The organism is Aquidulcibacter sp. (assembly GCF_020253525.1).
In the GTDB taxonomy this organism is placed as follows: domain Bacteria; phylum Pseudomonadota; class Alphaproteobacteria; order Caulobacterales; family Aquidulcibacteraceae; genus Aquidulcibacter.
In genome coordinates this window covers 13,811-38,284 of record NZ_JADCBK010000134.1, presented here as the reverse complement: position 1 = coordinate 38,284, position 24,474 = coordinate 13,811, and the positions used below count along the sequence as shown (strand labels likewise).

Sequence of the window (24,474 nt, the reverse complement as noted above, 5' to 3'; positions counted from 1 at the left end):
CCGCTTCGCGCCGCTCCGCGGCAGATTTCCGGAGGAAATCTGGACTTGACGCGACAAATCGCCCGATCACGCTTGAGCACGCGGTTTGGTGGACCAAAGGGATCACCAAAGCGCGTCGAGACGAAAAGAAATCCAAAACAATGCCACCCTCCCCTACAGATTAAACAAGCGGGGGTCGCCGCCTTGGGCGGCGCGGTTGATGGTTTTGGTACGTTCGGTAGCGAAGCGGTGGAGGTAATGGGGGCCGCCAGCCTTGGGGCCGGTGCCGGAGAGGCCCTCGCCGCCAAAGGGTTGAACGCCCACCACCGCGCCGGTCATGGAGCGGTTGACATAATAGTTTCCAGCAGGAACGGCTGCTTCCACGGCCTCAACAAAGCTATCGAGACGGGTGTGACAGCCCAATGTCAGGCCATAGCCCTTGTGCGCGAGGGCGGCACCCACAGTTTCAATCGCTTCGGGATGATAGCGGATCACGTGCAGGATGGGGCCGAACACTTCGGTTTCCAGAACATCCAAATGATCGATCTCCACCAGACATGGCCCATAGAAGTGGCCCTGATCTGCCAGCGCGCCAACATGGATTTTCTTCAAAATCTTAGCCTCTTGCGCCATGCGGGCTTCGTGGGCTTCCAAAATGGCCCGCGCATCGGCATCAATCACAGGGCCAATATCGGTGGACAACAGGGCAGGATCGCCCAGAACCAACTCATCCATCGCCCCCATCAGGCAATCGAGCACCGCATCGGCGGTTTCATGCGGTAAGAATAAAAGCCGCAACGCCGAACACCGTTGCCCGGCCGAACCAAAGGCCGAGAGGATAACATCATCCACCACTTGTTCTTTCAAGGCGGTGGTGTCGACAAACATGGCATTCAGGCCGCCCGTTTCTGCGATCAAGGGCACAATTGGGCCTTCCTTATGCGCCAAGGTGCGGGCGATCAGACGCGCGACGCTGGTAGAGCCGGTAAAGGCAATGCCAGCGATCCTTGGATTGCTGACCAGATGCGCCCCAAGGCGGCCATCGCCTAGGACCAAATGCAATACATCTTTCGGCACCCCAGCTTGATAGAGAAGCGCGCAGGCGGCTTGGGCGATCAATGGGGTCTGCTCAGCAGGCTTGGCCACCACCGCATTGCCTGCGGCGAGGGCGGCAGAAACCTGGCCCATGAAAATCGCCAAGGGGAAGTTCCATGGGCTGATACAGCCAAATACGCCCCGCCCATGCAGCGACAGCACATTGGTTTCACCCGCTGGACTGGGCAGCTCCACCGGAGTTTGAAACTCTTGCGCGGCTTGGGCAGCATAATAGCGCAAAAAATCGATGGCTTCACGCACTTCATCGATACAATCCTGCAAGGTCTTGCCAGCTTCTGCTGAGCACAGTGCCATCAGGCGGGCGCGGTCGGCCTCCATCAGATCGGCGGCACGCAAGAGGATCAGGCTTCTGGCATAGCCGCCTAACCGGTCCCAAGCAATTTGGGCCAGATGCGCCTTTTCACAGGCGGCATCGAGGGCTTCAAGACTTGTCTCTTCGACATGGCCGACCATGACTTTGTGGTTTTGGGGCGAGGTAATGGCGCGTGTACCCTGGCCTTCGCTTTTCTTGGTTTGGGCTTGGGATTGGGCTTGGATGGCTTGCTCAAGAGCTGTGACATCGGGTGCCAAGGTTAGATCAAGGCCTTTGGAATTGGCGCGGGCGTCGCCATAAAGCGCAGGCGGGGCAGGCACTTTCAAATGCCGCCGTGCACCCGCTTCTAAGGCCGTCAATGGGTCGCCTGCCACGCGCTCTACGGGCACATCCTCATCCAAGAAGGCATGAACGAAACTGGTATTGGCCCCATTTTCCAGCAAGCGGCGAACCAGATAGGGAAGCAGGTCTTCATGGGCACCGACGGGGGCATAGACGCGCACATTCATCTCGCCAAAGAGGTCGCGCGCCGTGGCATAAAGCGTCTCGCCCATGCCATGCAGACGTTGAAACTCATAAGAATCTTGGCCTGCCGCCTGCGCCAAACAGCGGACAGCGGCGAGTGTATGGGCATTGTGGGTGGCAAACTGACTATAGATGGCGTCTGGTGCCCGCAGCATCAGGTCTGCGCAAGCCAAGTAAGATACATCGGTTGCGGGCTTGGTCGTAAAGACCGGAAAGTCTGGCCGACCCGCCACTTGCGCGCGCTTAATCTCGGCATCCCAATAGGCCCCCTTGACCAAGCGCGCCATGATCTGCCGCCTCGACGACCGGGCAATTGCGATAACCGTCTCGACCGTCTTGGGTGCGCGTTTCTGATAGGCCTGTATGGCAAGGCCAAGCCCGTTCCAGCCCGCAAGCTCTGGCGCGTGGGCAAGGCGGTTGAGGATTTCAAGCGATAGGACGAGACGATCAGCTTCTTCAGCATCCAGACAGAAGCCAATATCATAAGTTTTGGCGATCAAAGCGAGATTGAGGACCACAGGATAGAGGGTCTCATGCACCTGTTGGCGCTGACGGGCTTCATAGCGGGGCGAGAGGGCGCTGAGCTTGACCGAAATGCCCGACGCTTTCACAGGCCCCATCCCGTTGGAAGTTTTGCCCACCGCCTCAATCGCTTCGGCATAGGCCTTAGCATAGCGGGCCGCATCTTCTTGCGTGCGCGCGCCTTCGCCCAGCATATCAAACGAGAAGTGGCTGGCTTGTTGCTTGCGAATGGCGCCTTGGCCGCGCTTGATCGCCGCCTCAATCGTGCGGCCCAAGACGAATTGCTCACCCATGATCCGCATGGCTTGGCCGACGGCAGCGCGGATAACGGGTTCGCCCGCTTTCCGGGTTAGGCGGTGCATAAAGGCACCTAAATCCTTGCGCGCTTCTGCCCCTACATCGACGACTTTTCCCGTCAGCATGAGGCCCCAGACCGAGGCATTGACCAAGGTGCTGTCTGACTTGCCAGCCCGCCCACCCCAATCGCCACTGGTGATTTTTTCAGCGATCAAGCGGTCAGCGGTTTCTTGATCGGGCACCCGCAAGAGCGCTTCAGCCAGACACATGAGGGCGAGGCCCTCCGGCGTCGTTAAGCCGAATTCTTCTAAGAAGGTCTCCAACATGCCAACGGGCTTGGCCCGTTCGCGTGCTTTGCGCACGATGGCCTGGGCGTCCATCAAAGCCTGCGATCGAACCGCACCGCGCAAGGGGCTCGTGTCGATCAGGCCCTGCACCATGGCAACTTCATCGCCATATTTGGTCGCATCCATAGCCTCTAAGTCTGTTTGGGTCAGCATGACGGTCTTTCTTCAAGCACAGGTGATGCAGGCCTTATTGGCCTTTTGTGGCGGCACACTGTAAGGACACCACGGAAAAAACAAGGGCCTCTATATGCGCATCATGCTGGTAACAGACGCGTGGGAACCACAAGTCAATGGAGTGGTACGGACGCTTTCGCGGACCGTGCAGGAATTACGCGAGATGGGCCATGATGTGATGATGGTTACGCCCAGCGATGGCTATAAGACCATTCCATTGCCGACCTATCCTGAAATCAAAATGGCCCTGTTTGCCAAGGACGATATTGAAGAGCGGTTTGAAGCGTTTGAGCCCGAAGCGGTCCATATTGCGACCGAAGGCACTTTGGGCCTTACGGCGCGCCGCATTTGCATCCAGCACCGATTTCCGTTCTCCACTTCTTACCACACCCAATATCCCGAATATGTCTCGGCGCGTTTCCCAATCCCGGTGAGCTGGGGCTATGCCTATGTGCGCTGGTTCCACCATATGGCAGGCCGGGTGATGGTGGCCACGCCCACCATGCACGATCTTTTGGTCTCTCGCGGCTTTAAAAATCTGGCGATGTGGACACGCGGCGTAGATACCGAGCAATTTCACCCCCGCCTGCGGACAGCTGATCGTGGGCCCTTAGCGGGGATTGAAGGGCCGATTTTCCTGTATGTTGGGCGGGTTTCGGTTGAGAAGAATGTCGAGGCCTTTTTGGCCTGTAATCTCAACGGCACCAAAGTGGTGGTGGGCGACGGCCCAGCGCGGGCAGACCTTGAGGCCCGTTTCCCGGAAGCCAAATTCTTGGGCGCGAAGTTCGGCGAAGAGCTTGCCGCCTGCTATGCCAATGCTGATGTCTTTGTTTTCCCAAGCTATACCGATACGTTCGGGCTGGTGATCTTAGAAGCCATGGCAACCGGCACCCCTGTGGCAGCCTTTATTGCGCCGGGCCCGAAAGACATTATCCCGGGCTCTAATGCGGGTGCGATTGGCGATGATTTAACCGCCAGCATTGAGGCGTGCTTGCACCTCGACCGCAACCAGGTCCGCGCCTATGCCGAAGGCTTCTCATGGCGGGCCTGTGCCGAGCAATTCCTTGAAAACCTTGACCCGCTGCCAGTCATGGAGCGCTATAAGGTTTGGAACCGGGTGAAAAATGCGTTGCGCCTGCGCCGCAAACGCAAACCGACTTAAGCCAGAAGGTAGGGTGCCAATTGGGCTTCAAGTTCCTTGAATGGGCGTTTGGGTCGGCCCTGTAGATCAATCGTCACGGCCTCAACCGCTGCCGTCGCAATGACTTCCTCACCGCGAAAAATCGTCTGATTGATGATCAGGCGCACGCCCTTGATGGCATCATACTGGGTTTGCACCACGAGACTATCGTCAATACGGGCGGCCTTTTTGAACTTAATGTCCATGCCTGTGATGGCAAAGGCCAAGGGCGGGTCGCGTTCAAGTAATTGGGTGTGATGAATGCCAGCTAGCCGCAAAAAGTCTGACCGCCCGCGCTCAAAATAGCGCAGATAATTGGCATGATAGACGATGCCCGACATGTCGGTATCTTCGTAATAGATCCGCACAGGCAGGAAATGGGTGCGGCCCTCAAAGCGGCCAGCGCTTGGTTGATCGTGCACGCGTGTATCTCCCTAACAAGCACAAAAGCCGCCGCTAGGAGACCCCAGCGGCGGCTTATGAATTTAGTCAAGCCAAACGGCTTAGCGCTTCAGAACCAGGCCTTCGCGCTGCGCACGCTTGCGCTGCAGCTTGCGCATACGGCGCACGGCTTCGGCGTCTTCACGAGCACGCTTCTCAGAAGGTTTTTCAAAATGATTACGACGCTTCATTTCGCGGAAGGTGCCTTCACGCTGCATCTTCTTTTTCAGTGCTTTCAACGCCTGATCGACGTTGTTATCGCGCACAAGGATCTGAACCAGGGGAGCCCCCTATAAATTGGACGAACGACCAGAAAACTGGCCAAGTGAAAGTAGAGCGGGGGACATACAGAAATCAGTCCCAATTGTCCACCTCATGATGTCGAATCATGTCAGTTGCGAAAACAGCGATGGACCATAGGCCGTGCATGACCTATCTTAGCCCCTATGACTGTTTCCGCTGACCTCTCTAACCCGATTTCCCACCACGACCCGATCCAAGTGCTGCGGGATCGCTATCTTGATGCTGCCTTAGATGAGACGAGCTTTTCGGGCTGGCTGCCCAATGCGCTGGAGCGTGCCCGTGTTGCGGCGAATTTGAGCGAGGGAGAGGCTTTGCTTGCCGCACCGCGCGGGGCCGTGGATTTGATTGATGCCTGGTTTGACCGGGCAGAGCGCGCGATGGAACGCGCCATCGAAGATTGTCCCCCGGGCACAAAAATTCGCGAAAAGGCGACCTTGGCGGTGCGCGTACGGCTGGAAGCGCTGTCGACCCATAAGGAAAGCTTGCGCCGCGCCGCCATCTATCTGGCGGTACCCAATAATGCTCCCGATGCAGTCCGGATCGGCTGGCGCGCGGCAGACCGGGCTTGGGTGGCAATGGGCGACCCGTCAACCGACTTCAACTATTATTCCAAGCGCACCATCCTATCGGGCGTACATCTGGCGACCTTGGCCTATTGGCTGCAGGATGAGAGCGACGACAGCGCCGCGACTTGGGCCTTTTTGGACAAGCAGATTAAGGGTGTGATGCAGTTTGAGAAGGTGAAAGCCCAAGTCAATCAGCTGGTCGATAAAATACCTGATCCTTTGGGCATTCTAACCCGCCTGCGCTATGGGCCTCAGCCCAAGCCATAAAGCTTAACCGCATGGCCCATTTTGCGGCCTTCGCGGATAGAGCGTTTGCCGTAGAGATGGACAAATGTATCGGGCTGACCAGATAGATCAGCCCAAGCTTCTACATCCTTGCCAATCAAATTGGTCATCACCACCCGTGGCGCATGGCGCTGTGTCGAGGCCAAAGGCCAGTGCACGACGGCGCGAATATGCTGCTGGAACTGATCGGCCGCACAGCCATCTTGCGTCCAATGGCCAGAATTATGGACGCGGGGTGCAATTTCATTAACCACCAAGTGGTCCCCACCCACAACAAAGAACTCCACCGCCAAGACGCCAATATGGTCTAAAGCTGCGGCAAGCTGGGCAGCCGCCGCGATTGCCTTGGTGGCGAGCCCGTCTGAAATGTGTGCCGGCACGGTGGAGGTGCGCAAAATCCCGCCTTGGTGGACATTTTCGGTCACATCATAGGCGGCAACACTGCCATCGACTGCGCGGGCCAGAATGACCGAGACCTCGCGCTCAAAGGGCACAAAGCCCTCTAAAATCGCAGGCCTCCCACCCAAAGCGGCCCAAGCTTCGGCCACATCGGCTGTCTGGCTCAAGCGAAATTGCCCCTTGCCGTCATAGCCCAGGGTGCGGGTCTTTAAGATGGCCGGTAGGCCGATGGTCGCAACCGCGCGCTCAAGATCGTCAAGGCTGTCACAGGCGGCAAAAGGGGCCGTCTCAAGACCCACGCTGTGGATGAATTGCTTTTCCACCAAGCGGTCTTGCGTCAATTGCAAGGACTTCAGCCCCGGACGGATGATGGCGCGTGCTTCCAAAAAAGCTAGCGAGGCGGCAGGCACATTTTCAAATTCGAACGTCACCACATCGACGCAATCGGCAAAGGCGGCCAGCGCTTCTTGATCGTCCCAAGCAGCCGTAAAGCATTTGGCAGCAACGCGCCCGGCAGGGCAATCGGCCTCTGGCTCATAAACCACGCAATCAAAGCCCAGCTCGGCTGCGGCCACTGCCAGCATGCGGCCCAATTGTCCACCCCCTAAAATGCCGATGGTCGAACCGGGGGCCAGGCGATCAGAGGCAGAGGTCATGCGCGCGGATCGTCCCCAACGGCGTCGGTCTGCGCCTCGCGCCACGCCGAAAGCCGTTCGGCCAAGGCATCATCGGTCAAGGCGAGAATGGAGGCAGCCAGCAAAGCGGCGTTTGCCGCCCCGGCCGGGCCAATCGCTAAGGTTCCGACTGGGATGCCCTTGGGCATTTGCACAATCGACAACAAACTGTCTTGCCCGGACAAAGCCGCTGAGCGGACAGGCACGCCAAGAACCGGCAAAGTCGTCATTGCAGCCACCATGCCGGGCAAATGCGCAGCCCCGCCAGCACCGGCAATAATCACCTTCAGACCACGGCCTTTGGCCTCTTTGGCATAAAGGCTCATTTTATCGGGGGTGCGGTGGGCAGAGACGACTTTGGCTTCATAGGGCACGGCCAAATCGTCGAGAATCTTGGCCGCCTCAATCATGGTTTCCCAATCCGAGCGGGAGCCCATAATCAATCCAATTTGCGGGTTAGAGGCCATCGACTGTGCTTTCCGACAATTGGGACGAAAGCACTCAGCTTCAGCCTGCGCCTGCGTCACCACCCAAGGAAGCGGGGCTTCTAGTCGGAATGGGCCGGAAAGGGAAGAGGTGATTGGAAATCGGTGCCTGTAAACATCTTGTTAACCAATCGCGCGCACAGCCTAGAGGCATAAGTTATGGAATTTGCGCCCTTACCGCGCGGGCCGTGGCATGCTATATAAAGCGGGAAATCGGGCCGTGTGAGGCGGCCAAGACAGGAGCGTTTGGCGGTGTCGTTTGCACAGCATCAGTCTGATGAAAAGCCAAAAGCGACCTTGCCGTCCTTGCAGCCTAAATCGGTGCTGGAGCGTGCAACCCAAGCCGCCGCCGCTGCCAAACGTAACGCCATCCCTGAGCCTAAAGCCGCCCCGCCCACTTCAGCACCCGCAGAGGGTCCGACGGCAGAAAAGCCCATGGTTCTGGGTATTCCACCACAAGAACTAACCCCCCATGTCCGCCGCGCGCTGAAACATCTATCGGATCAGGTGGCAAGCCTTAAGTCTGATCGGGCGCGCTTGGTGGATCGATTACGGCGCGCAGAGGAATTGGCCGACCGCGACACTTTGGTGCCGGTCTTTAATCGCCGTGCGTTTGAGCGCGAGTTAAACCGCGTGATCAGTTTTGCCCATCGCTATGAGGTGCAAGCCAGCCTCGTCTATTTTGACCTTGATGGCTTTAAACAGATCAACGACCGCTTTGGCCATCCAGCGGGGGATGCAATCCTTCTGGCTGTCGGGGAAACCTTGGCCGCAAACATCCGCGAGAGTGACTTGGTTGGCCGCGTCGGCGGGGATGAGTTTGCCGTTATCTTGGCAAAAGCGGGCCCAGAAGATGCGCGCAAGAAAGGGGCACAATTGGCTGAAGCCATCTCGCGCACCGAGATCACCTATCAAGGCCACCGACTTCGCGTTGGCGCGGCCTATGGCTCATATTGTTTTGAGTCAGATGATACGGGCGAGCGGGCCTTATCACGGGCTGACGAGGCGATGTATGCCAATAAGGTTGGCCGCAAAATCCAAAGTCTCTGACTACAAATCCTTGATGTAATGGATAAAGCCCGCATGGCGTGCCACGCGGTCATACAGGCTACGACCGGGGGCATTGCTCTCATGCGTCAGCCAATAGACTCGGGCGGCATTTTGCGCCCGGGCGGCATCGGCAACCGCTTCGATCAGGGCCTCGCCCACCCCGCGCCGGCGCGCGGCGGGGAAAGTGAACAAGTCCTGCAGATAACAATAGGGCCCAATCGTCCAAGAAGAGGGATGGTAGAGATATTGGACCAAGCCCAAAACTTCTTCACCATCCACAGCTACCAGGCCATGTAGCGGACCATTGGGGTCCAATAAACGCTGCCACGTTGCCTCGGTTACTTCCGGCGAAAAATTACTGACTTTGTAGAAGGTCAAATAGCCGTGCCACAATTCTTCCCACACGGCGCGATCATTAGCCTCAAGAGGCCGTACGCGAATATCACCCATGTTTCACCTTTGAAACCAAGAGCTTACTTTGGAAATGCCTTAGGGGCAACCTGCACCACTTTGCTGCCGCGCGCAACGACCTCGTTCACAGCCATGCCGCGCTCAACCACGTGGTTTCTAAAGCGAAACAGGCCATCTACACCGATAAAGCCGTCTTGGGCCTCAATCGCGCGGGCAGAGGCCCCCGATTTATTGCCTTCGCGGGTCATGCGCGCCAACATGGCCGTTGCATCATAGCCCATACCAGCCAGACGGGTTGGGCGGCGTTGATAGGCTTGGTTGAAACGTTGCTCAAACGCGCTGCGGGCCGCCACATCGGGGGTGACAAACCAAGCCCCAATCATGCGGCTATCATTCAACGTATCGGGATCATTCCACAGGCCAGTGCCCAGATAACGGACTTGACGGGAACTTGCCCCAGATTGGCCGAGGGTTTGCACAATGGCACGCAGCATCGCACCGCGCTCCGGAATGAGAATGGCGGTCTCGCGGCTTGCCGCACCGCCGCCAACCCGACCGGCCACACGGCGCGACACTTCTAGGGCCGACGTCATGGACGTTGACCGCGGATCATAGCGTTCATCGCCCATAAATTCGATTCCGGCTGCGGCAGCGGTTTCGCGTGCGGCGCCAGCTACCCGGTCGCCATAACGCCCCTCTGGGGCCAAAACCACCAGTCGTTTGACGCCCTGTTCGGCCGCATAGCGGACAATTTGACGGGCCTCATCCTCTGGCAGGAAGGTCAGAACATAGATATCGCGACCGGCTTCAGACGTATCGGTGGAGAAGGAAAACATCGGCACATCATTGGCCCGCGCATAGGGCGCAATGGCTGACACACCGCTGGCAAACAACGGGCCCAGAATAAAGTCGGCCCCGGACCGCATGGCATCGACTGCAGCATCGCGCGCTGACTCTGGTGTATCGCCAGAATCCTTTGGAATGAGGAGCATAGAGGCATCACCATGCTCAAATAACGCCAGTTCAGCCGCACTTTGCAGGGTCTGCGCCTCATTGCGAATGGCTGGATTATCGCTGCTAAACGGGGCCAGTAGCGCCACGCGGACAAGCTTGCGCCCAGCCATATGGGGCGGTGTCAGCTTGTTGGTGGCCTTGATCACATAGGGGTTGACGGGCTCTTGCACCACCGGCGGAGGTGGCGGGGTTGGCGGTGCTTTGGTCGTTGGCGTCGATGCGCATGACGCGAGCCCGAACAACATAGCTGCGCAGAGACTTGCGCCTAGCGCGCGTTTAAGGCTTGGTATCCCAGTCGGAAAGTATGAACCTTCTGCCGAAGAAATGGATGACATGGCCAACGCTACTCCCAATAACAGGCCTAAGTCTAAGCGTGAGGGCAGTCTGGTGCAATCGCATCAACTGGAAACGCCTATAAAAATGCTGTTAGAATCGGGGCTTTACCTTGTCGCAACACCCATTGGTAATTTGGGCGATTTCACCCCGCGCGGTGCCAAAACACTCAGCGATTGTGATCTGATCCTGGCAGAAGATACGCGTGTTACCAAGCGCTTGATGGGTTTGCATGGGATAGGCGGCAAAGTTGTGCGCTGTGATGAGTCCGCGACCGAAACAGGCCTGAAACACGCACTGAAGATTCTGGATCAAGGTGGTTCGGTTGCCTTTTGCTCGGACGCGGGTACCCCGGGCGTCAGCGATCCGGGCGAACGTTTGGCGCGGGGCGTCATTGAGGCGGGGCATAAGGTTCTGGCCGTGCCCGGGGCGTCTGCGGCTTTGGCGGCCTTGATTGTCTCAGGCTTGCCTTCCGCCCAGTTTTTCTTTGCGGGGTTCGCACCGGCGAAAGCTGGCGCGCGGGCGGATTTCTTCCATGAGTTTGCCGCTATCCCCGCCACCCTGATTTTTTACGAGACTGGGCCGCGCTTGGCTGAAAGCCTTGCGACCATGGCGAAGATATTTGGCGACCGCCCTGCCTGTGTCGCGCGTGAATTGACCAAGCTCTATGAAGAAACCCGCCGCGGCACCTTGTCGGACTTGGCAGCACATTATGGCCAGACCGATGCACCGCGGGGCGAGATTGTGGTCGTGGTCGGCGGGAAAAGCCAAGAAAGCCAAGTAACCGAAGCACTTGATCTGGATGCGGCATTGGAAGAGGCTTTAGCCCGCCTGAGCGTCAAGGATGCAGCCGCAGCCGTAGCCCTTCAGACCGGGATCGCCCGCCGCGATGTCTATGGCCGCGCCCTCGCCCTGGTTGCGGCGCGCAAGCAGGCTGCGTCATGAACCTAACCCAGCGCGCCCTTGCCGAACGATCTGGCCGCTGGGCCGAGACTTGGGCTGCCTTTGTGCTGCAGCTGAAAGGGTATGCGATTTTGGGTCGGCGCGTGCAGACGCCTGCGGGCGAGATTGATCTGATCGCCCGGCGCGGCGATGTTTTGGCCTTTATCGAAGTTAAAATGCGCCAAGATGACATTGATCCAGCGGAGGTGCTGCGACCTCGGCAAATGGCGCGCATTGTGCGCGCTGCCACAGGCTGGACCGCACGACGCGACTGGACCCAGCATTTTACGTGGCGCTATGATCTGATGGTCGTCACCCGCTGGCGCTGGCCCAAACATGTGCGCGATGCGTGGCGGCCAGAGGTGGACCCGATGTTGAGCAGGCATAGCCATTCCGGCAATGTGATTTCCTTTCGGGCAAGGCGCAAATGATCCCCAGAACCCGCCTCGATGCCGAAAGTGCCTTGAAAGTGTGCGCCAGCATGCCGGCAGATCGCTTTGACTTGACTGCCTGTGCACTGGCTTGCGCCATTCATGAAAACCCCGACCGTGATGTGTCAGAGGCATTGAAGGTTCTCGACCAATTGACCGCCTTGGCCCAACATCGAAAGCCGCAATCGGCGCTGGCACTCACCCAACTCATCTTTGGCGAAATGGGGTTTGCGGGTTCAACCAAAGACTTTGATGATCCGGGCAATGCCGATTTAATCAGTATTTTAAACGCACGCGCAGGCCTGCCCGTTGGTTTAGGCGTGATCTGGCGCCATGTCGCGCGCCTCTCCAACGCTGCCCTCCACGGGGTTGATACGCCGGGGCATTTCCTGTTGCGTCTCGAAGCGACCGATGGGCCCATCTTCATCGACCCGCTGGCAGGTGGTGCGATTGTGGATGAGCTGGGTCTTTCTGAAATCGCCAATCGGGTTGGGATCAAGGCCTTAAGCGAGGCGATGCTCGCCCCCGTCTCGGATCGGGTGATGGCGGTGCGCCTGCAGACCAATTTAGCGGCGCGGGCGCGGGCCTCTGGCCAGATTGAGGCGTGGATGCGGGCAGCCTTTCGCCGCGCTTTACTGGCGCCGGACAATTATCAAGTTGCGCTCGACTATTCCCAAGCTGCAGAAGCCGCCGGTCAAATTCATATAGCCCTTGAATGGGCGCAGCGGGCAAGCCAACTTCAAGGCTACACCCAAGCTGATCGCGACAGAACCCAAACTCTGCGCCAAAAGCTCAATTAGCGAGTACATCCTGTGTCTGATTCACCTGCCTCAAAGCCCTTGCGTATTGCCATCCAGATGGACCCGATTGAGCACGTCAATATCGACGGCGATACGACCTTTGCCATGGCTGAAGAAGCGCAAAACCGCGGTTATGAGATTTTTGTCTATCAGGTCGAAACTTTGAGCTGGCAGGAGGGCAAGGTTACCGCCCGCGCCAAGCCCGCTAGGGTTCAACGCGTGAAGGGCGATCATGTCAGCCTTGGCGCGGAAGTCATTCTGGATCTGGCCGAGGATGTGGATGTGGTCCTGATGCGGCAGGATCCGCCCTTTGATATGAGCTATATCACCGCCGCGCATCTGCTGGAATTCTTGAAGGGCAAGACGTTGGTGGTCAATGACCCGTTTTGGGTGCGGTCGAGCCCAGAAAAAATCGTGCCGCTTCTGTTTCCAGACTTAATGCCGCCGACCTTGGTCTCGCGCGATGTAGCGACCATCAAGGCTTTTCAGGCCGAGCATAAGGACATTGTGGTCAAGCCCTTGTTCGGCAATGCCGGTGCCGCGGTGTTTCGGATCAAGCCTGAAGATGGTAATCTCGGTGCCCTACTCGACTTGTTTTTCACCACAAGCCGCGACCCGATCATGGTGCAAGCCTTTGTGCCGGGGGTATTTGACGGTGATAAGCGCATCATCTTGATCGATGGCGAGCCGGTTGGGGGCATTAATCGGGTGCCCAAGGGCAATGATATCCGCTCGAACCTGGCCGTGGGTGGCACGGCCCATCCCGTTGAGTTGAGCGAAGCTGATCTCGCCATTTGCCGCGCGATTGGCCCAACGCTGAGAGAACGGGGGCTTTTATTCGTTGGGATCGACGTGATCGCCGGGCGATTGACGGAGATCAATGTGACCTCTCCAACCGGTGCTTTAGCCCTCAAAGCTTTCTCGGGCGTCAATGCTGTTTCCCTGATGTGGGACGCGATCAGCCGCAAATTGAATTAGAACTTACTCTATGGTAATCAAATTGTGCACAGCCTATCAAGGTTGAGGATCACAATCTAGCATCGAAAATTTTCTTTTGTTCGTTTTACGTTCGGTATATGTTCTGATTTCGGGTTGGAATGTGGATAGTTCGGAAGCGAAACAATGGTTGCTCGATTGGTTACATGGGCCTTTGATGGGGCCGAAGCGCGCAGAGTAGATGTACAAGTCCAAATAACGGATGCGGGGGCCAACCCCTATTTCTCCATTGTCGGTCTAGCAGACAAGGCTGTTGCGGAAAGTCGGGAACGTGTGCGCTCGGCTTTTGCCGCCATCGGCCTCTCAGTTCCAGCCAAGCGCGTGCTGGTAAACTTGGCCCCAGCGGACCTTCCCAAGGAAGGGTCCCATTATGACGCGCCCATCGCGGTTGCGCTTTTAACGGCCATGGGTATTCTGCCGTCAGACGCGTTAGATGGCCTCGCCGTCTTGGGTGAGTTGGGGCTGGACGGAGATTGGCAGCCTATAGTCGGCGCTCTGCCAGCGGCCATGGCGTCTCATGGGGAAGGTTTGACCTTGGTTTGCCCAGCCGCCTCGGCTGCCGAAGCGGCGTGGTCAGGTGGGCGGGTGATTGGGGTGTCGAGCCTGATGGGCTTTATCAACCACATTCGCGGCGCGCGGCCCTTAGAATTGGCCGTGCCCGGTGCCCTCCTCGACGCACCTCCCGTGGCGGATTTGAAAGATGTGCGCGGGCAAGAACAGGCCAAGCGGGCTTTAGAGATTACCGCCGCCGGGGGGCATAATTTATTGCTGGTTGGCCCGCCGGGGGCTGGCAAATCCATGCTGGCCCAGCGCCTACCGGGCCTTTTGCCGCCCTTAAGCGCGCGGGAACTGTTAGAAGTGTCCATGGTCCATTCGGTGGCAGGCATGCTCGAGCGCGGCTCCCTCACGCGGACACGGCCCTTCCGGGCACCCCACCATTCCGCCAGCATGGCAGCTTTAACCGGCGGTGGCATTCGGGCCAAGCCGGGCGAAGTCTCACTCGCCCATCATGGCGTTTTGTTTCTCGACGAATTGCCGGAGTTTTCGGCCCAAGCCCTCGATGCCCTGCGCCAGCCTTTGGAAACCGGTGAAGTGGTGGTTGCACGCGCCAATCGGCACGTCACCTATCCTGCGCGTTTTCAATTGGTTGCAGCCATGAACCCATGCCGGTGTGGCGCTGCAGCCGGGCGGACCTGCGGGAAGGCCCCGCGCTGTATGGTAAGCTATCAATCACGCATATCAGGGCCCTTCCTTGACCGGATTGATCTGCAAATCGACATCCCTGCCGTGACCGCCGCAGACTTGGCCCTGCCCGCCAGTTCCGAGGGCACACAAGAGGCTGCTGCCCGTGTGGCGCGTGCCAGAGCGGCCCAAGCAGAACGTTATGAGAATGATGGGCTGGCAATCGCCACCAATGCCATTGCCAGCGGCGCCGTACTCGACCGGGTCGCGGCCCCAGATGGGCCGGGTCGGGATTTGTTGGGAAAAGCCGCAGATGCGCTGCGTCTATCGGCACGCGCCTATCATCGCACCTTAAAAGTCGCCCGCACGATTGCAGACCTCGACGGTGCAGACGGGGTTAAGCGGATTCATGTCGCAGAAGCTTTGGCCTATCGTCGGGTGGAGCCTAATCCGGCGCAGCCGGTCTCAACACCCAGTTTCCAAAGGCTTTAGCGTTTGCCCATCGGGACTTTATCGGCCGTGGTCGCACCCTTAGAGAACAGAGGTGTCGGCGCTTCGGTCTTGGATTTTTCCGCCTTTGGTTTGCGGATTTCCTTATTACTTTTTTTCTGTCCCTTAGCCATTGAGTGCTCACTTTAAGGATGGTGTAGAGGGACGAGATCTGAGGCTGCGGCCAATGCCAAGGCACCGGCCGCATCCAAGTAGGCTAAAGCATCTGGCTTCTAAAAGAAGCCAAGATCTTAGGCGCGATCTTGCAGGTTTTCGGCAGACATTTTGCCGCTCTTGCGATCTGCCACGAGGTCATAGCTGACCTTTTGGCCGTCGCGCAGGTCGCTCATGCCCGAGCGTTCCACTGCACTGATGTGGACGAAGGCATCAGGGCCGCCGTCATCAGGAGCGATAAAGCCAAAGCCTTTTTGGCCATTAAACCATTTTACTGTTCCGGTAGTCATTAGCGTAGTTCCGTTCATAGAGAATTAGATGCCTGCACGTGCAGGCATGTTGGCGTCGACATTTCAGGAGGTATTTTTGAGAGCAGCGCCGATGATCTCAGCGAACAGACAAGCATAGAACCGTCATTAGACCCGTGCTCTATGCGCCCTTCTTACCCAATAAGCAAGCAGTTTCGGCCTGAAGCTGTTTCGCGCCTCCGCCCCAGCTAAAGCAGCAAACTATCCTCAATCTGAGCATAACCCCTTCCCCTATGCCGGACTCTCCCGTAATCGTGGCCCATGCGATACGCGCTACAGGCGCCGCGAGGGATGAAGGTCGGGCTCCTCGGTGGTTCTTTTGATCCTGCCCATTCTGGCCATGCCCATGTGGCCGAGACAGCCCGTGCCCGGCTGGGACTGACGTGTGTCTGGTGGCTGGTCTCGCCGCAAAACCCGCTAAAGCCGAAATCCACACCCTTGGAACGCAGGCTCGCCTCTGCGCGAAGTGTGGCGCGAGGGCCCCACAATATTGTCACCGATATTGAGACCCGCCTTAAAACCCAATTCACCATCGACACGCTTCGGGCCCTAAAACGACGTTATCCCGGCGTGCATTTCGTCTGGCTGATGGGGGCCGATAATCTAAGCGGGTTTGAGCGCTGGCGCGGCTGGCAGGATATTGCACGCTTGGTGCCGATCTGTGTCGTGTCGCGCCCAGGGGCTGGACCGCGTGCGCGACTGGGGCGGTTGGCGCAACGTTTTCCCCACGCACGCCTGAACTTGGTCAATGCCATGGCCTGTCCAAGTGCTGTACCACCGGCTTGGGTCTATATACCCGCCCGTTGGAATCCCCTATCCTCCACAGCGCTTCGGGCAAGTGGTGCTGGTCTGTCCGCCGCGTGAGTTAGTTTGAAGATTATTCCCTGAGGTTTGTGAGTCCATGTTTGAAGATTTGGTCCGGCACCACCAACAGGGTCTGCTGGCTGGCGAACGAAGTTTCGCGATTGCACTCGGGCTGGATAACCCTGCTTCCCATGTCGAGCGGGCAGAGCGCGAAGTCCTTGATCGTATCCTGCCGCACATCGCTACCTTGGTTGGGCCTGCTGCCCGGCTGATCGACTGCGGCCCATTTACGGGTTTGCGGACCGCCCAGACTTTGGCGACATTGGAACGGCCAAAGGCGATTGTCTTGATGAATCGCGAGATCGACCCACGGATCTTCGATACCCTGCAAGCCAAAGCCACGACCGCAGAAATTAGCGTGGCACCGGCAAGTGCCACGCCGGCAAATTGGGACTTACCGGCGATTGGGTCAGGCACGACACTCGCCATGATCTCTGGCGGCGGATTGGGCTTTTTGACGGCGGGGGAGCGAAAGGAGCTGTTTCACGGCGCTTCACTTACGCTGAAGAGCGATGACTTCCTGCTGGTCACAATCGAACTGGCCCAAGATGCCGCAATGGTCGAAGCCGCCTATCAGGAATTTGGCCAATCCTTGGTGCGCACCTGCTTAACCCGATTGGGCAAAAGCCACGGCTTTGAAGCCCGCGTCTTCCATCAGGCGACCAGTCAACGGGTTCAGTTTGGGGCTGTGGCCCAGAAAGATGCCAGTATCCAGTGGCAGGATGCAGGCTGTGGCTTTAAGCTTGGCGACTGGCTGGCCATGGGTGCCGCGCAACAATTTACCACCGAAACACTCGCCCAAGAAGTTGCAGGTTTTGACATCCATCAGACGTGGCGCGCCAGCGACGGGCGGATTGAGGTGATGCTGTTGAAGAAAAAATAGCATCCCTTTGTCGTTCTGGTTATGTTCTGTTAAGGTGCCGTGGTGCACGAAGGCTGCGATTCGCTTTACGGAACGAAAAACATGTCACTTCAAACGATCCTTCTTGGCATTGATCCCGGCCTTCAGCGCACCGGCTGGGGCGTCATTGCGTGCGAAGGTGCCCGCATTTCATGGGTCGCCCATGGTGTGATCGCACCGGCTACAAAGCTGCCTTTGACAGAGCGTTTGGGCGCGCTTGCCAGCGGCATCAAAGACGTGCTTGATTTCTACAACCCGACCGAAGCAGCGGTTGAAGAGGTGTTCATGGCGAAGAATGCGCAATCGGCCTTATTGCTCGGCCACGCCCGTGGCGCGACCCTGTCGGTTCTGGCGCAACATCATGTGGCCGTAACGGAATATGCAACCCGCCATATCAAAAAAGCGCTTGTCGGAACGGGCGGGGCCGAAAAGGACCAAGTGGCCTTTATGGTTCGCCGTCTCTTGCCGCAATCGGGTGCGGTTTCTGCCGATGCCGCCGATGCATTGGCCGCCGCCATCTGCCATGCGGCAGAGCGGCGCAGCCCCAGCAACCACTTAATGGCTGCCAAAGGATGATAGGCTCGCTGAAAGGCATAGTCGCCGCAACCGGCGAGGATCGCGCTTTGATCGAAGTCGGGGGTGTCGGCTATTTGGTTTTTGCCGGAACACGCACCTTGTCACGCCTCGGCCAAGGGGCTGCGGTTCATGTCTTCATCGAGACGCAAGTGCGCGAAGACTCATTGAAGCTTTATGGCTTTTTGTCTGACGCCGAGCGGGCTTGGTTTGCCAAATTACAAGAGATTAGCGGCGTTGGGGCCAAAGTGGCGCTGTCGATTTTGGACGTTCTTTCGCCCAATCAATTGATGGAGGCCGCAGCCCTTGAAGATAAGGTCAGCATTGCGCGCGCCAATGGCGTCGGCCCAAAGCTTGCCGCCCGCATCGCTACCGAGCTGAAAGGCCGCCCACCGCCAGCCAGTCTGATGGGGCAAACGGGAACCTCTGGCTTTAGTGAAGGCGGTGCGCCGGTTTCAGCCGAACCCCAAGCCCAGACCACACAGGCTCAAGAAGGCCCTGCCTTGGCCGACCGCTCACAAGCCATTTCAGCCCTTCTCAACCTCGGCATTGCCCAACCCGAGGCCTTGCGCGCCGTGGCCCAAGCCAGCCGCAGCCTTGGTGAGGAGGCCAGTGTGGGGGCGCTGGTGAAGGCAGCCTTGAAGGAGATTGGCCGATGAACCAGCCCGAAGATGGCCTGAGCGGGGAACGCCTGATCTCGTCGGAATTGCGCGTGGGCGACACGTTAGACCGTGCGCTGCGCCCTTCTGGCTTTGACGAATTTGTCGGCCAGACAGAACTTAAAGCCAATCTTGAAATCTTTGTCCGCGCCGCCAAAGGGCGCGGCGATGCCATGGATCATTTGTTGTTGTTTGGCCCGCCGGGCTTGGGCAAGACAACTTTAGCTCAGATTACCGCCCGCGAATTGGGCGTAAACCTCAAGACGACATCGGGGCCCGTGATCGCCAAGGCGGGCGATCTGGCAGCCCTTTTGACCAATCTTGAGCCGCGCGATGTGCTGTTCATCGACGAAATCCACCGTCTGCCGGCTGCGGTTGAAGAAATTCTCTACCCGGCCATGGAAGATTACGCCCTCGACCTCGTCATTGGCGAAGGCCCCTCCGCCCGGTCGATCCGCATTGATCTGTCGCCGTTTACTTTGGTGGGCGCGACAACGCGGGCGGGCCTGTTATCCACGCCGCTGCGCGACCGATTTGGCATCGTCTCCCGCCTCGATTTTTATAGCGTGGCCGATCTGGAGGTGATCTTGCGGCGCGCGGCTGGCAAATTGGGTGCACCACTGACGCCGGATGGGGCGACCGAGATTGCGCGCCGTGCGCGTGGTACGCCCCGCATTGCGGTGCGCTTGTTGCGGCGCGTCCGCGACTTTGCCGATGCTTTGGGCAGCCCCTTGGACGCCCAGACCGCAGCCCATGGCCTTGCCCGCCTCGACATTGATCCAGACGGCCTCGACATGCTCGACCGCCGCTATTTGCGGGCCTTGGTTGAGACCTATGGCGGGGGTCCCGTAGGCGTGGAGACCTTGGCGGCGGCCATTTCTGAAGCCCGCGACGGGGTGGAAGATGTGATTGAACCCTATCTGATGCAGCAGGGCTTTATCATGCGCACGCCGCGTGGCCGGGTTGCTGCCGCGCGGGCCTATCAGCTCTTCGGCCTGCCGGAACCAAAAGCGCCACCGCAACCTGGCTTGTTTGACGATTCAGCGCGTTAGATCACGCCTGCGCCCTTAAGCGCTGCGATCTTATCCCCATCATAGCCCAAGAGATCAGCAAGGACTTCGCGGGTATGGCTGCCAAGCTCTGGCCCCGTCCAACGCACATTGCCTGGTGTGCTGGACAGCTTGGGGAAGACATTCGGCATGGGGAATGGCCCGAGGGCCGGATGTTCCACCGTCACAATCGCTTCACGCGCAGCGAAATGGGGGTCGGCCAACATGTCGGGCGCACGATAGATGCGGCCACAGGGCACGCCATAGGCCTCGCAGACCGCCTCTAATTCCGTGCAGGTCATGTTCAGGGTCCAAGCGCTGACCAAGGCGTCGAGTTCTGCTTGGTTTTCGCCACGGGCGACATGGGTCAAAAAGCGCGGATCATCGGCCAGTTCGGGCTGGCCCATGGCTTCGGCCAAGCGCCGCCACACCGTATCTTGATTGGCGGCAAGGATCAGCATGCCGTCGCTGGCTGGATAGATGTTCGACGGCGCGATTTTGGGCAGGAAAGAGCCTGTCCGTTCCCGGATATAGCCGCCAAAATGATAGTCTGGCACAAGGCTTTCCATCATGGCAAAGCAGGCCTCATAAATCGCCGAATCGACGATCTGGCCGCGGCCTGTATTGCGTCTATGCTCAAGGGCCGCCAAAGCCCCAATGGCGGCATAGGTGGCGGCCAGACTGTCGCCAATCGAAATGCCGGCCCGCGACGGCATCCGGTCAGGTTCGCCCATCACATAGCGCAAGCCACCCATCGCCTCGCCAACACTGGCATAGCCTGCCTTGGGACTATTGGGCCCTGTCTGGCCATAGCCGGACACGCGGATCATGATGAGGCCGGGATTGAGGGCGGATAAAACGTCATAGCCCAGACCCCATTTTTCCAAAGTTCCGGGGCGGAAATTCTCAAGGAGAAAGTCCGCCTCCTTGACCAGATCCTTCAAGACGGCCTGACCGGCTTCCTGCCGCAAATCCAGCGTGATGCACTTCTTGTTGCGGGCAACAATGGGGAACCAAACCCCATGGCCATCCTTTTTGACCGTGCCCCATTCGCGCAGAGGGTCGCCTTGGCCGGGGGGCTCGACCTTGATCACTTCGGCGCCGAGATCGCCCAAAATTTGTCCGCAAAAGGGCCCGGCAAGCAGAACACCCAATTCGATCACCCGCAAACCTTTAAGGGGGCCAGTTGCTTCCGACATCGGATTCCTCACGCGACAGCGGTTTGGGGTGGGAAATTGCCAGCCTTGGTGACCATGGACGGCAAAGGCCTGCCCATCACGCCCGTCAACCACTGCCCCGCTTCAATCATGGCATCGAGGTCAATGCCGGTGGCGACGCCAGACCGATGCAGCAAATAGAGTAAGTCCTCGGTCGGGATATTGCCGGTGGCTTTAGGCGCAAACGGGCAACCGCCCAGCCCGCCCAAACTGGAATCGAGAGTTTTTGCCCCTGCCTCAAAGGCCGCCCACGCATTGGCGAGGCCCGTATTGCGGGTATTATGAAAATGCGCGCGAATGGGAATATCGCCGACCACGGCCTGAACGCGGCTGACCAAGGCCTTCACCTGACGGGGCACGGCAACGCCAATCGTATCGGCAAGACCAATCTCGCGTGGACCAGCTTTGGCCAAGGCCTCAGCCATGGCCACCACATGGTCGGGGTCTACTTCGCCTTCAAACGGGCAGCCGAAGGCCGCAGAGATCGTCACTTGCCCAGACCGGCCCGCCGCCTTGGCCATGGTGACAATTGCATTGGCCACTTGAATGCTTTCCGCACTGGTTTGGCCTTGGTTACGCATGGCAAAGCTGTCGCTCGCCACAGCAACGGCACCCAATTCATGCACGCGCGTTAGAAGCGCACGTTCTGCCCCGCGTTCATTCAGCACAAGGCCGATATAAGTCACCTGATCGGTGTCGGGCAAAGCCGCCATCACCGCCTCTGCGTCGGCCATCTGGGGGACACGGCGCGGATTAACAAAGCTTGCGGTCTCAATCCGGCGCACGCCTGCCGCAATGGCAGCCTGGATCAAAGCCACCTTTTGCTCCGTCGGCAGAATGTCCGGCTCGTTCTGCAACCCGTCTCGCGCACCAACCTCAACAATTTCAACGCTATTCATCAACAGGACCCCATGGCGCATCATCTGGCTTAGGCCGACCAAACTAAGCCTAAGCATTGCTTAGGTCTATGGTTAGCTGCGCTACTTGGGCAATCTGCCCACATGGCCTAAGAGAAAGGGTATAAGGTCAAAGTGTTGCGAGAATAGCACCCGCGGTTCAATTCGTCGGCTTCGCGCACTCACCCTACTTGCTTTTCACGACGAGAACGTGATTTTGAAGTCAATCGAAGGATACTTAGAGATCCGTCATCACTGAGGGGATAAAATGCGTCATCTTTTACTTGGGTCTGCTGCGGCGGCCACACTTTTCTTTGCCATGGGCACAAGCGCCTTTGCGCAAGCATCTACTGAAGCAAAAGCCGATGAAGGCGCTGAAGTCATTATCGTGACGGCTCAAAAGCGCGTTCAGAACGTGCAAGAAGTGGCAGCAGCTGTTTCGGTCATCGGGGGCGAGCAAATCGCGCGCGCAGGTGGCTACAACATCGAAAGCGTGCAAACCCAAATCCCGACCCTGAACTTCCGTAAGGGCGGCACCAATCTGAACTCCTCGCTATTCCTGCGCGGCGTCGGCACCATCAACTTCTCGATCGCAGCAGAGCCCAGCGTCGCTGTGGTTTTGGACGGTGTTGTTTTGGCACGTGCCGGGGAAGCTTTCGGTGACTTGTCTGACATTCAGCGCATCGAAGTGTTGCGCGGCCCACAAGGCACTTTGTTCGGCAAGAACTCCTCTGCCGGTGTGGTCAACATCATCTCGAACAGCCCAGGCCGCGTCCATAGCGGCGACATCCAACTGACCGCGAACGATGGCAATGAATATAAGCTGCGCGCCTCGGTCGACATGCCGTTCAGCGACAGCGTGCGTTCGCGCGTTACCGTGTTTGGTGGCTCCTATGATGGCAACATCACCAATCTGACCACCGGCGGCAAAATCAACGGTTATGAGCGTTATGGCGTTCGCGGCATTTTGGATATCGATGCCTCTGAAAGCCTGAAAGTGCGCTTGATCGGCGATTATCGCAAAGCAGACGACAATTGCTGCGGCGAAGTCATTGGCACAGCACCCACCGGCGCAAACGCAGCAGCCCTTTTGTCGCTTCTGCCCGGCATCACTTTTGCGGGCGATGAAACCCGCGCCGTGCGCAACAATCTCGTCACCCGTACCGAAGAAGAATCTTGGGGCATTTCGGCCCAAGCTGATTGGGATGCTGGCGACTTTACCATCACCTCCATCACCGCTTACCGCGGCTGGGACAACCGGGAAGTCCGTGAAGGCGATTGGTTGGACCGTCCAGCCGCCTATGTTGGCAACGGCTTTGCCCAATTGCATGACGATGGCCCCCAGACCTCGACCACCTTCAGCCAAGAATTGCGCTTGACCTCGCCCGCAGGCAAGCCTTTGGAATATGTGGTTGGTGCTTATTTCGCCAATGCCGAAACCGAGCGTGACTTCCGTCGTGACGTGACCGTCTGCACCGCTTCGACCTTGGCCATCGACACCACGGGCCAGCGTCCGTGCTCGACCGCAACCGGTGTTTCCACCTTTGTGACCGCTTTCTCGAGCGCGAACTTTGGCTCTGAATCGCGTAACGTCGCTTTGTTCGCTGACGGCAGCTATAAGGCGACCGAGCGTCTGTCCATCGTCGGCGGCGTTCGTGTTACCCAAGACAAGCTGAGCTATTACCACAACCGCATCCCCGCCCCTGTGGGTGGTCTGCCTGGTTTGCGCAATGACACCAGCGGCTTCAAAGGCAACACCAAGGAAGATAATGTTTCGGGTAAATTGGGCCTGAAGTACCAAGCCACCGACGACATCAACTTCTATGTGACCCAGTCGCGCGGCTATAAAGGCCCCGCCTACAACGTCTTCTTCAACATGAACCCAACCGGTTTGAACGCGATTGCGCCAGAAACCGTGGATTCGACTGAAGGTGGCGTGAAGACGGCCTTCTTGGATAATCGCTTCATCGTAAACTTCGCCGTCTTCCGCGCCGTTTATGAAAACTTCCAAGCCAACAACTTCGACACTTTGAACGGTGTGGTCATTACGCGTTTGACCAATGCTGGTAATGTGTCGACCACGGGTCTTGAACTCGACTGGTTGATCCGCACCGATGGTGGCCTGACCATCAATGGCGGTTTGGCTGTCACCGATGCCCAGATCGAAGAATTCCGCGATGCAAACTTGGTTCTGTCGTCCGCCCGCCGTGGTGAGCGCTTGGCCCTGTCGCCTCGCCTGAAGGCTTCCCTGGGCGCGAATTATGAGTGGGAACCTGCTTCGATCCCTGGCATCATTCACTTGAATGGCCAGGTTTCTTACAGCAGCGATCAATTCTCGGACATTGGCGAAAACCCCTTGCTGCGCATTCCTGAGACCACCATCGTCGACGCGGCGATTGGTATCAGCGACAAGCAAGACCGCTATCGCTTGACCTTGAACATCAAGAACCTGACCGACGAAAAATATGCGTCGCTGATCACGCCGGGTGGCCCAGGTGGCGCGTTGCGTTATCTGATCCCACGCGATGCAGACCGTTATGTCGGTTTGACCCTGCGCGCGAAGTTCGGGGGCTAATCCT

General features: G+C 58.2%; 24 protein-coding genes. 14 read left to right on the top strand and 10 right to left on the bottom strand.

Annotated elements, in window-relative coordinates; all coding sequences use genetic code 11:
- Positions 1–153: 153 nt before the first annotated feature.
- Positions 154–3,252 (bottom strand): bifunctional proline dehydrogenase/L-glutamate gamma-semialdehyde dehydrogenase PutA, encoded by a 3,099-nt coding sequence (gene putA / locus IOB61_RS14470; protein WP_290818178.1) that lies wholly within the window; start codon positions 3,250–3,252, stop codon positions 154–156.
- A 94-nt stretch (positions 3,253–3,346) separates the two neighbouring features.
- On the opposite strand from putA, the gene IOB61_RS14465 reads away from it, so the two are divergent.
- Positions 3,347–4,435, top strand: coding sequence for a glycosyltransferase family 1 protein (locus IOB61_RS14465; RefSeq protein WP_290818175.1), 1,089 nt, complete (start codon positions 3,347–3,349; stop codon positions 4,433–4,435).
- Here IOB61_RS14465 and IOB61_RS14460 read toward each other — a convergent pair.
- Positions 4,432–4,875, bottom strand: coding sequence for a YbgC/FadM family acyl-CoA thioesterase (locus IOB61_RS14460; RefSeq protein ID WP_290818172.1), 444 nt, complete (start codon positions 4,873–4,875; stop codon positions 4,432–4,434). The two genes, IOB61_RS14465 and IOB61_RS14460, sit on opposite strands and share 4 nt — an antisense overlap.
- An 81-nt stretch (positions 4,876–4,956) precedes the next feature.
- Positions 4,957–5,175, bottom strand: coding sequence for a 30S ribosomal protein S21 (rpsU, locus tag IOB61_RS14455; RefSeq protein WP_085340600.1), 219 nt, complete (start codon positions 5,173–5,175; stop codon positions 4,957–4,959).
- A 165-nt stretch (positions 5,176–5,340) separates the two neighbouring features.
- Between rpsU and IOB61_RS14450 the strand changes: the two genes are divergently transcribed.
- A complete protein-coding gene (locus IOB61_RS14450) occupies positions 5,341–6,030 on the top strand; it encodes a COQ9 family protein (RefSeq protein WP_290818169.1) in 690 nt (229 codons plus the stop codon).
- Here the strand turns inward: IOB61_RS14450 and IOB61_RS14445 are convergent.
- Positions 6,015–7,103 (bottom strand): 5-(carboxyamino)imidazole ribonucleotide synthase, encoded by a 1,089-nt coding sequence (locus tag IOB61_RS14445; protein WP_290818166.1) that lies wholly within the window; start codon positions 7,101–7,103, stop codon positions 6,015–6,017. The genes IOB61_RS14450 and IOB61_RS14445 overlap by 16 nt on opposite strands.
- Complete coding sequence (gene purE, locus IOB61_RS14440; protein ID WP_290818163.1) at positions 7,100–7,588, bottom strand: 5-(carboxyamino)imidazole ribonucleotide mutase; 489 nt, start codon at positions 7,586–7,588, stop codon at positions 7,100–7,102. The genes IOB61_RS14445 and purE overlap by 4 nt, the downstream gene beginning before the upstream one ends.
- A 270-nt stretch (positions 7,589–7,858) precedes the next feature.
- On the opposite strand from purE, the gene IOB61_RS14435 reads away from it, so the two are divergent.
- Complete coding sequence (locus IOB61_RS14435) at positions 7,859–8,656, top strand: GGDEF domain-containing protein (protein ID WP_290818160.1); 798 nt, start codon at positions 7,859–7,861, stop codon at positions 8,654–8,656.
- Here the strand turns inward: IOB61_RS14435 and IOB61_RS14430 are convergent, their stop codons facing one another.
- Both IOB61_RS14430 and IOB61_RS14425 read right to left on the bottom strand, forming a co-directional pair.
- Entirely contained in the window at positions 8,657–9,106 is a 450-nt protein-coding gene (locus tag IOB61_RS14430) for a GNAT family N-acetyltransferase (protein WP_290818157.1), read from the bottom strand.
- A gap of 23 nt (positions 9,107–9,129) precedes the next feature.
- Positions 9,130–10,416, bottom strand: coding sequence for a penicillin-binding protein activator (locus IOB61_RS14425; RefSeq protein WP_290818154.1), 1,287 nt, complete (start codon positions 10,414–10,416; stop codon positions 9,130–9,132).
- Between IOB61_RS14425 and rsmI the strand changes: the two genes are divergently transcribed.
- The 5 genes from rsmI (at position 10,415) to IOB61_RS14400 (ending at position 15,257) form a co-directional block, all read left to right on the top strand.
- Positions 10,415–11,359 carry a 16S rRNA (cytidine(1402)-2'-O)-methyltransferase gene (rsmI, locus tag IOB61_RS14420; RefSeq protein ID WP_367272861.1) on the top strand — a complete coding sequence of 315 codons (945 nt, stop codon included), beginning with the start codon at positions 10,415–10,417 and terminating at the stop codon, positions 11,357–11,359. The genes IOB61_RS14425 and rsmI overlap by 2 nt on opposite strands.
- Positions 11,356–11,787, top strand: a complete 432-nt coding sequence (locus IOB61_RS14415; protein ID WP_290818151.1) for a YraN family protein — start codon at positions 11,356–11,358, stop codon at positions 11,785–11,787. The genes rsmI and IOB61_RS14415 overlap by 4 nt, the downstream gene beginning before the upstream one ends.
- Positions 11,784–12,587, top strand: a complete 804-nt coding sequence (locus IOB61_RS14410; protein WP_290818149.1) for a transglutaminase-like domain-containing protein — start codon at positions 11,784–11,786, stop codon at positions 12,585–12,587. The genes IOB61_RS14415 and IOB61_RS14410 overlap by 4 nt, the downstream gene beginning before the upstream one ends.
- A gap of 12 nt (positions 12,588–12,599) precedes the next feature.
- Positions 12,600–13,565 carry a glutathione synthase gene (gene gshB, locus IOB61_RS14405; protein WP_290818146.1) on the top strand — a complete coding sequence of 322 codons (966 nt, stop codon included), beginning with the start codon at positions 12,600–12,602 and terminating at the stop codon, positions 13,563–13,565.
- Between the two features lie 144 nt (positions 13,566–13,709).
- Entirely contained in the window at positions 13,710–15,257 is a 1,548-nt protein-coding gene (locus IOB61_RS14400; protein WP_290818143.1) for a YifB family Mg chelatase-like AAA ATPase, read from the top strand.
- 248 nt (positions 15,258–15,505) lie between these two features.
- Here the strand turns inward: IOB61_RS14400 and IOB61_RS14395 are convergent, their stop codons facing one another.
- Positions 15,506–15,718 (bottom strand): cold-shock protein, encoded by a 213-nt coding sequence (locus IOB61_RS14395; protein WP_085340588.1) that lies wholly within the window; start codon positions 15,716–15,718, stop codon positions 15,506–15,508.
- Positions 15,719–15,997: 279 nt separating this feature from the next.
- Between IOB61_RS14395 and IOB61_RS14390 the strand changes: the two genes are divergently transcribed.
- The 5 genes from IOB61_RS14390 to ruvB all read left to right on the top strand — a co-directional run bounded on the left by IOB61_RS14390 (position 15,998) and on the right by ruvB (position 19,785).
- Positions 15,998–16,600 (top strand): nicotinate-nucleotide adenylyltransferase, encoded by a 603-nt coding sequence (locus IOB61_RS14390; RefSeq protein WP_290818140.1) that lies wholly within the window; start codon positions 15,998–16,000, stop codon positions 16,598–16,600.
- Between the two features lie 37 nt (positions 16,601–16,637).
- Positions 16,638–17,483, top strand: a complete 846-nt coding sequence (locus IOB61_RS14385; protein ID WP_290818136.1) for an L-histidine N(alpha)-methyltransferase — start codon at positions 16,638–16,640, stop codon at positions 17,481–17,483.
- Between the two features lie 81 nt (positions 17,484–17,564).
- Positions 17,565–18,077: a crossover junction endodeoxyribonuclease RuvC gene (gene ruvC / locus IOB61_RS14380; protein WP_290818133.1), complete on the top strand. Its 513-nt coding sequence runs from the start codon at positions 17,565–17,567 to the stop codon at positions 18,075–18,077.
- The gene (gene ruvA, locus IOB61_RS14375) at positions 18,074–18,733 is read left to right on the top strand and encodes a Holliday junction branch migration protein RuvA (RefSeq protein ID WP_290818130.1); all 660 of its coding nucleotides are present in this window, start codon (positions 18,074–18,076) and stop codon (positions 18,731–18,733) included. Before ruvC ends, ruvA begins: the two co-directional genes overlap by 4 nt.
- The gene (gene ruvB / locus IOB61_RS14370; RefSeq protein WP_290818127.1) at positions 18,730–19,785 is read left to right on the top strand and encodes a Holliday junction branch migration DNA helicase RuvB; all 1,056 of its coding nucleotides are present in this window, start codon (positions 18,730–18,732) and stop codon (positions 19,783–19,785) included. Before ruvA ends, ruvB begins: the two co-directional genes overlap by 4 nt.
- Here ruvB and IOB61_RS14365 read toward each other — a convergent pair.
- Positions 19,782–20,981, bottom strand: a complete 1,200-nt coding sequence (locus tag IOB61_RS14365; protein WP_290818124.1) for a CaiB/BaiF CoA-transferase family protein — start codon at positions 20,979–20,981, stop codon at positions 19,782–19,784. The two genes, ruvB and IOB61_RS14365, sit on opposite strands and share 4 nt — an antisense overlap.
- An 8-nt stretch (positions 20,982–20,989) precedes the next feature.
- Entirely contained in the window at positions 20,990–21,898 is a 909-nt protein-coding gene (locus tag IOB61_RS14360; protein ID WP_367272860.1) for a hydroxymethylglutaryl-CoA lyase, read from the bottom strand.
- A 265-nt stretch (positions 21,899–22,163) separates the two neighbouring features.
- Here IOB61_RS14360 and IOB61_RS14355 point away from each other — a divergent pair, with 265 nt between their 5' ends.
- Positions 22,164–24,470 carry a TonB-dependent receptor gene (locus tag IOB61_RS14355; RefSeq protein ID WP_290818121.1) on the top strand — a complete coding sequence of 769 codons (2,307 nt, stop codon included), beginning with the start codon at positions 22,164–22,166 and terminating at the stop codon, positions 24,468–24,470.
- Positions 24,471–24,474: the final 4 nt, after the last annotated feature.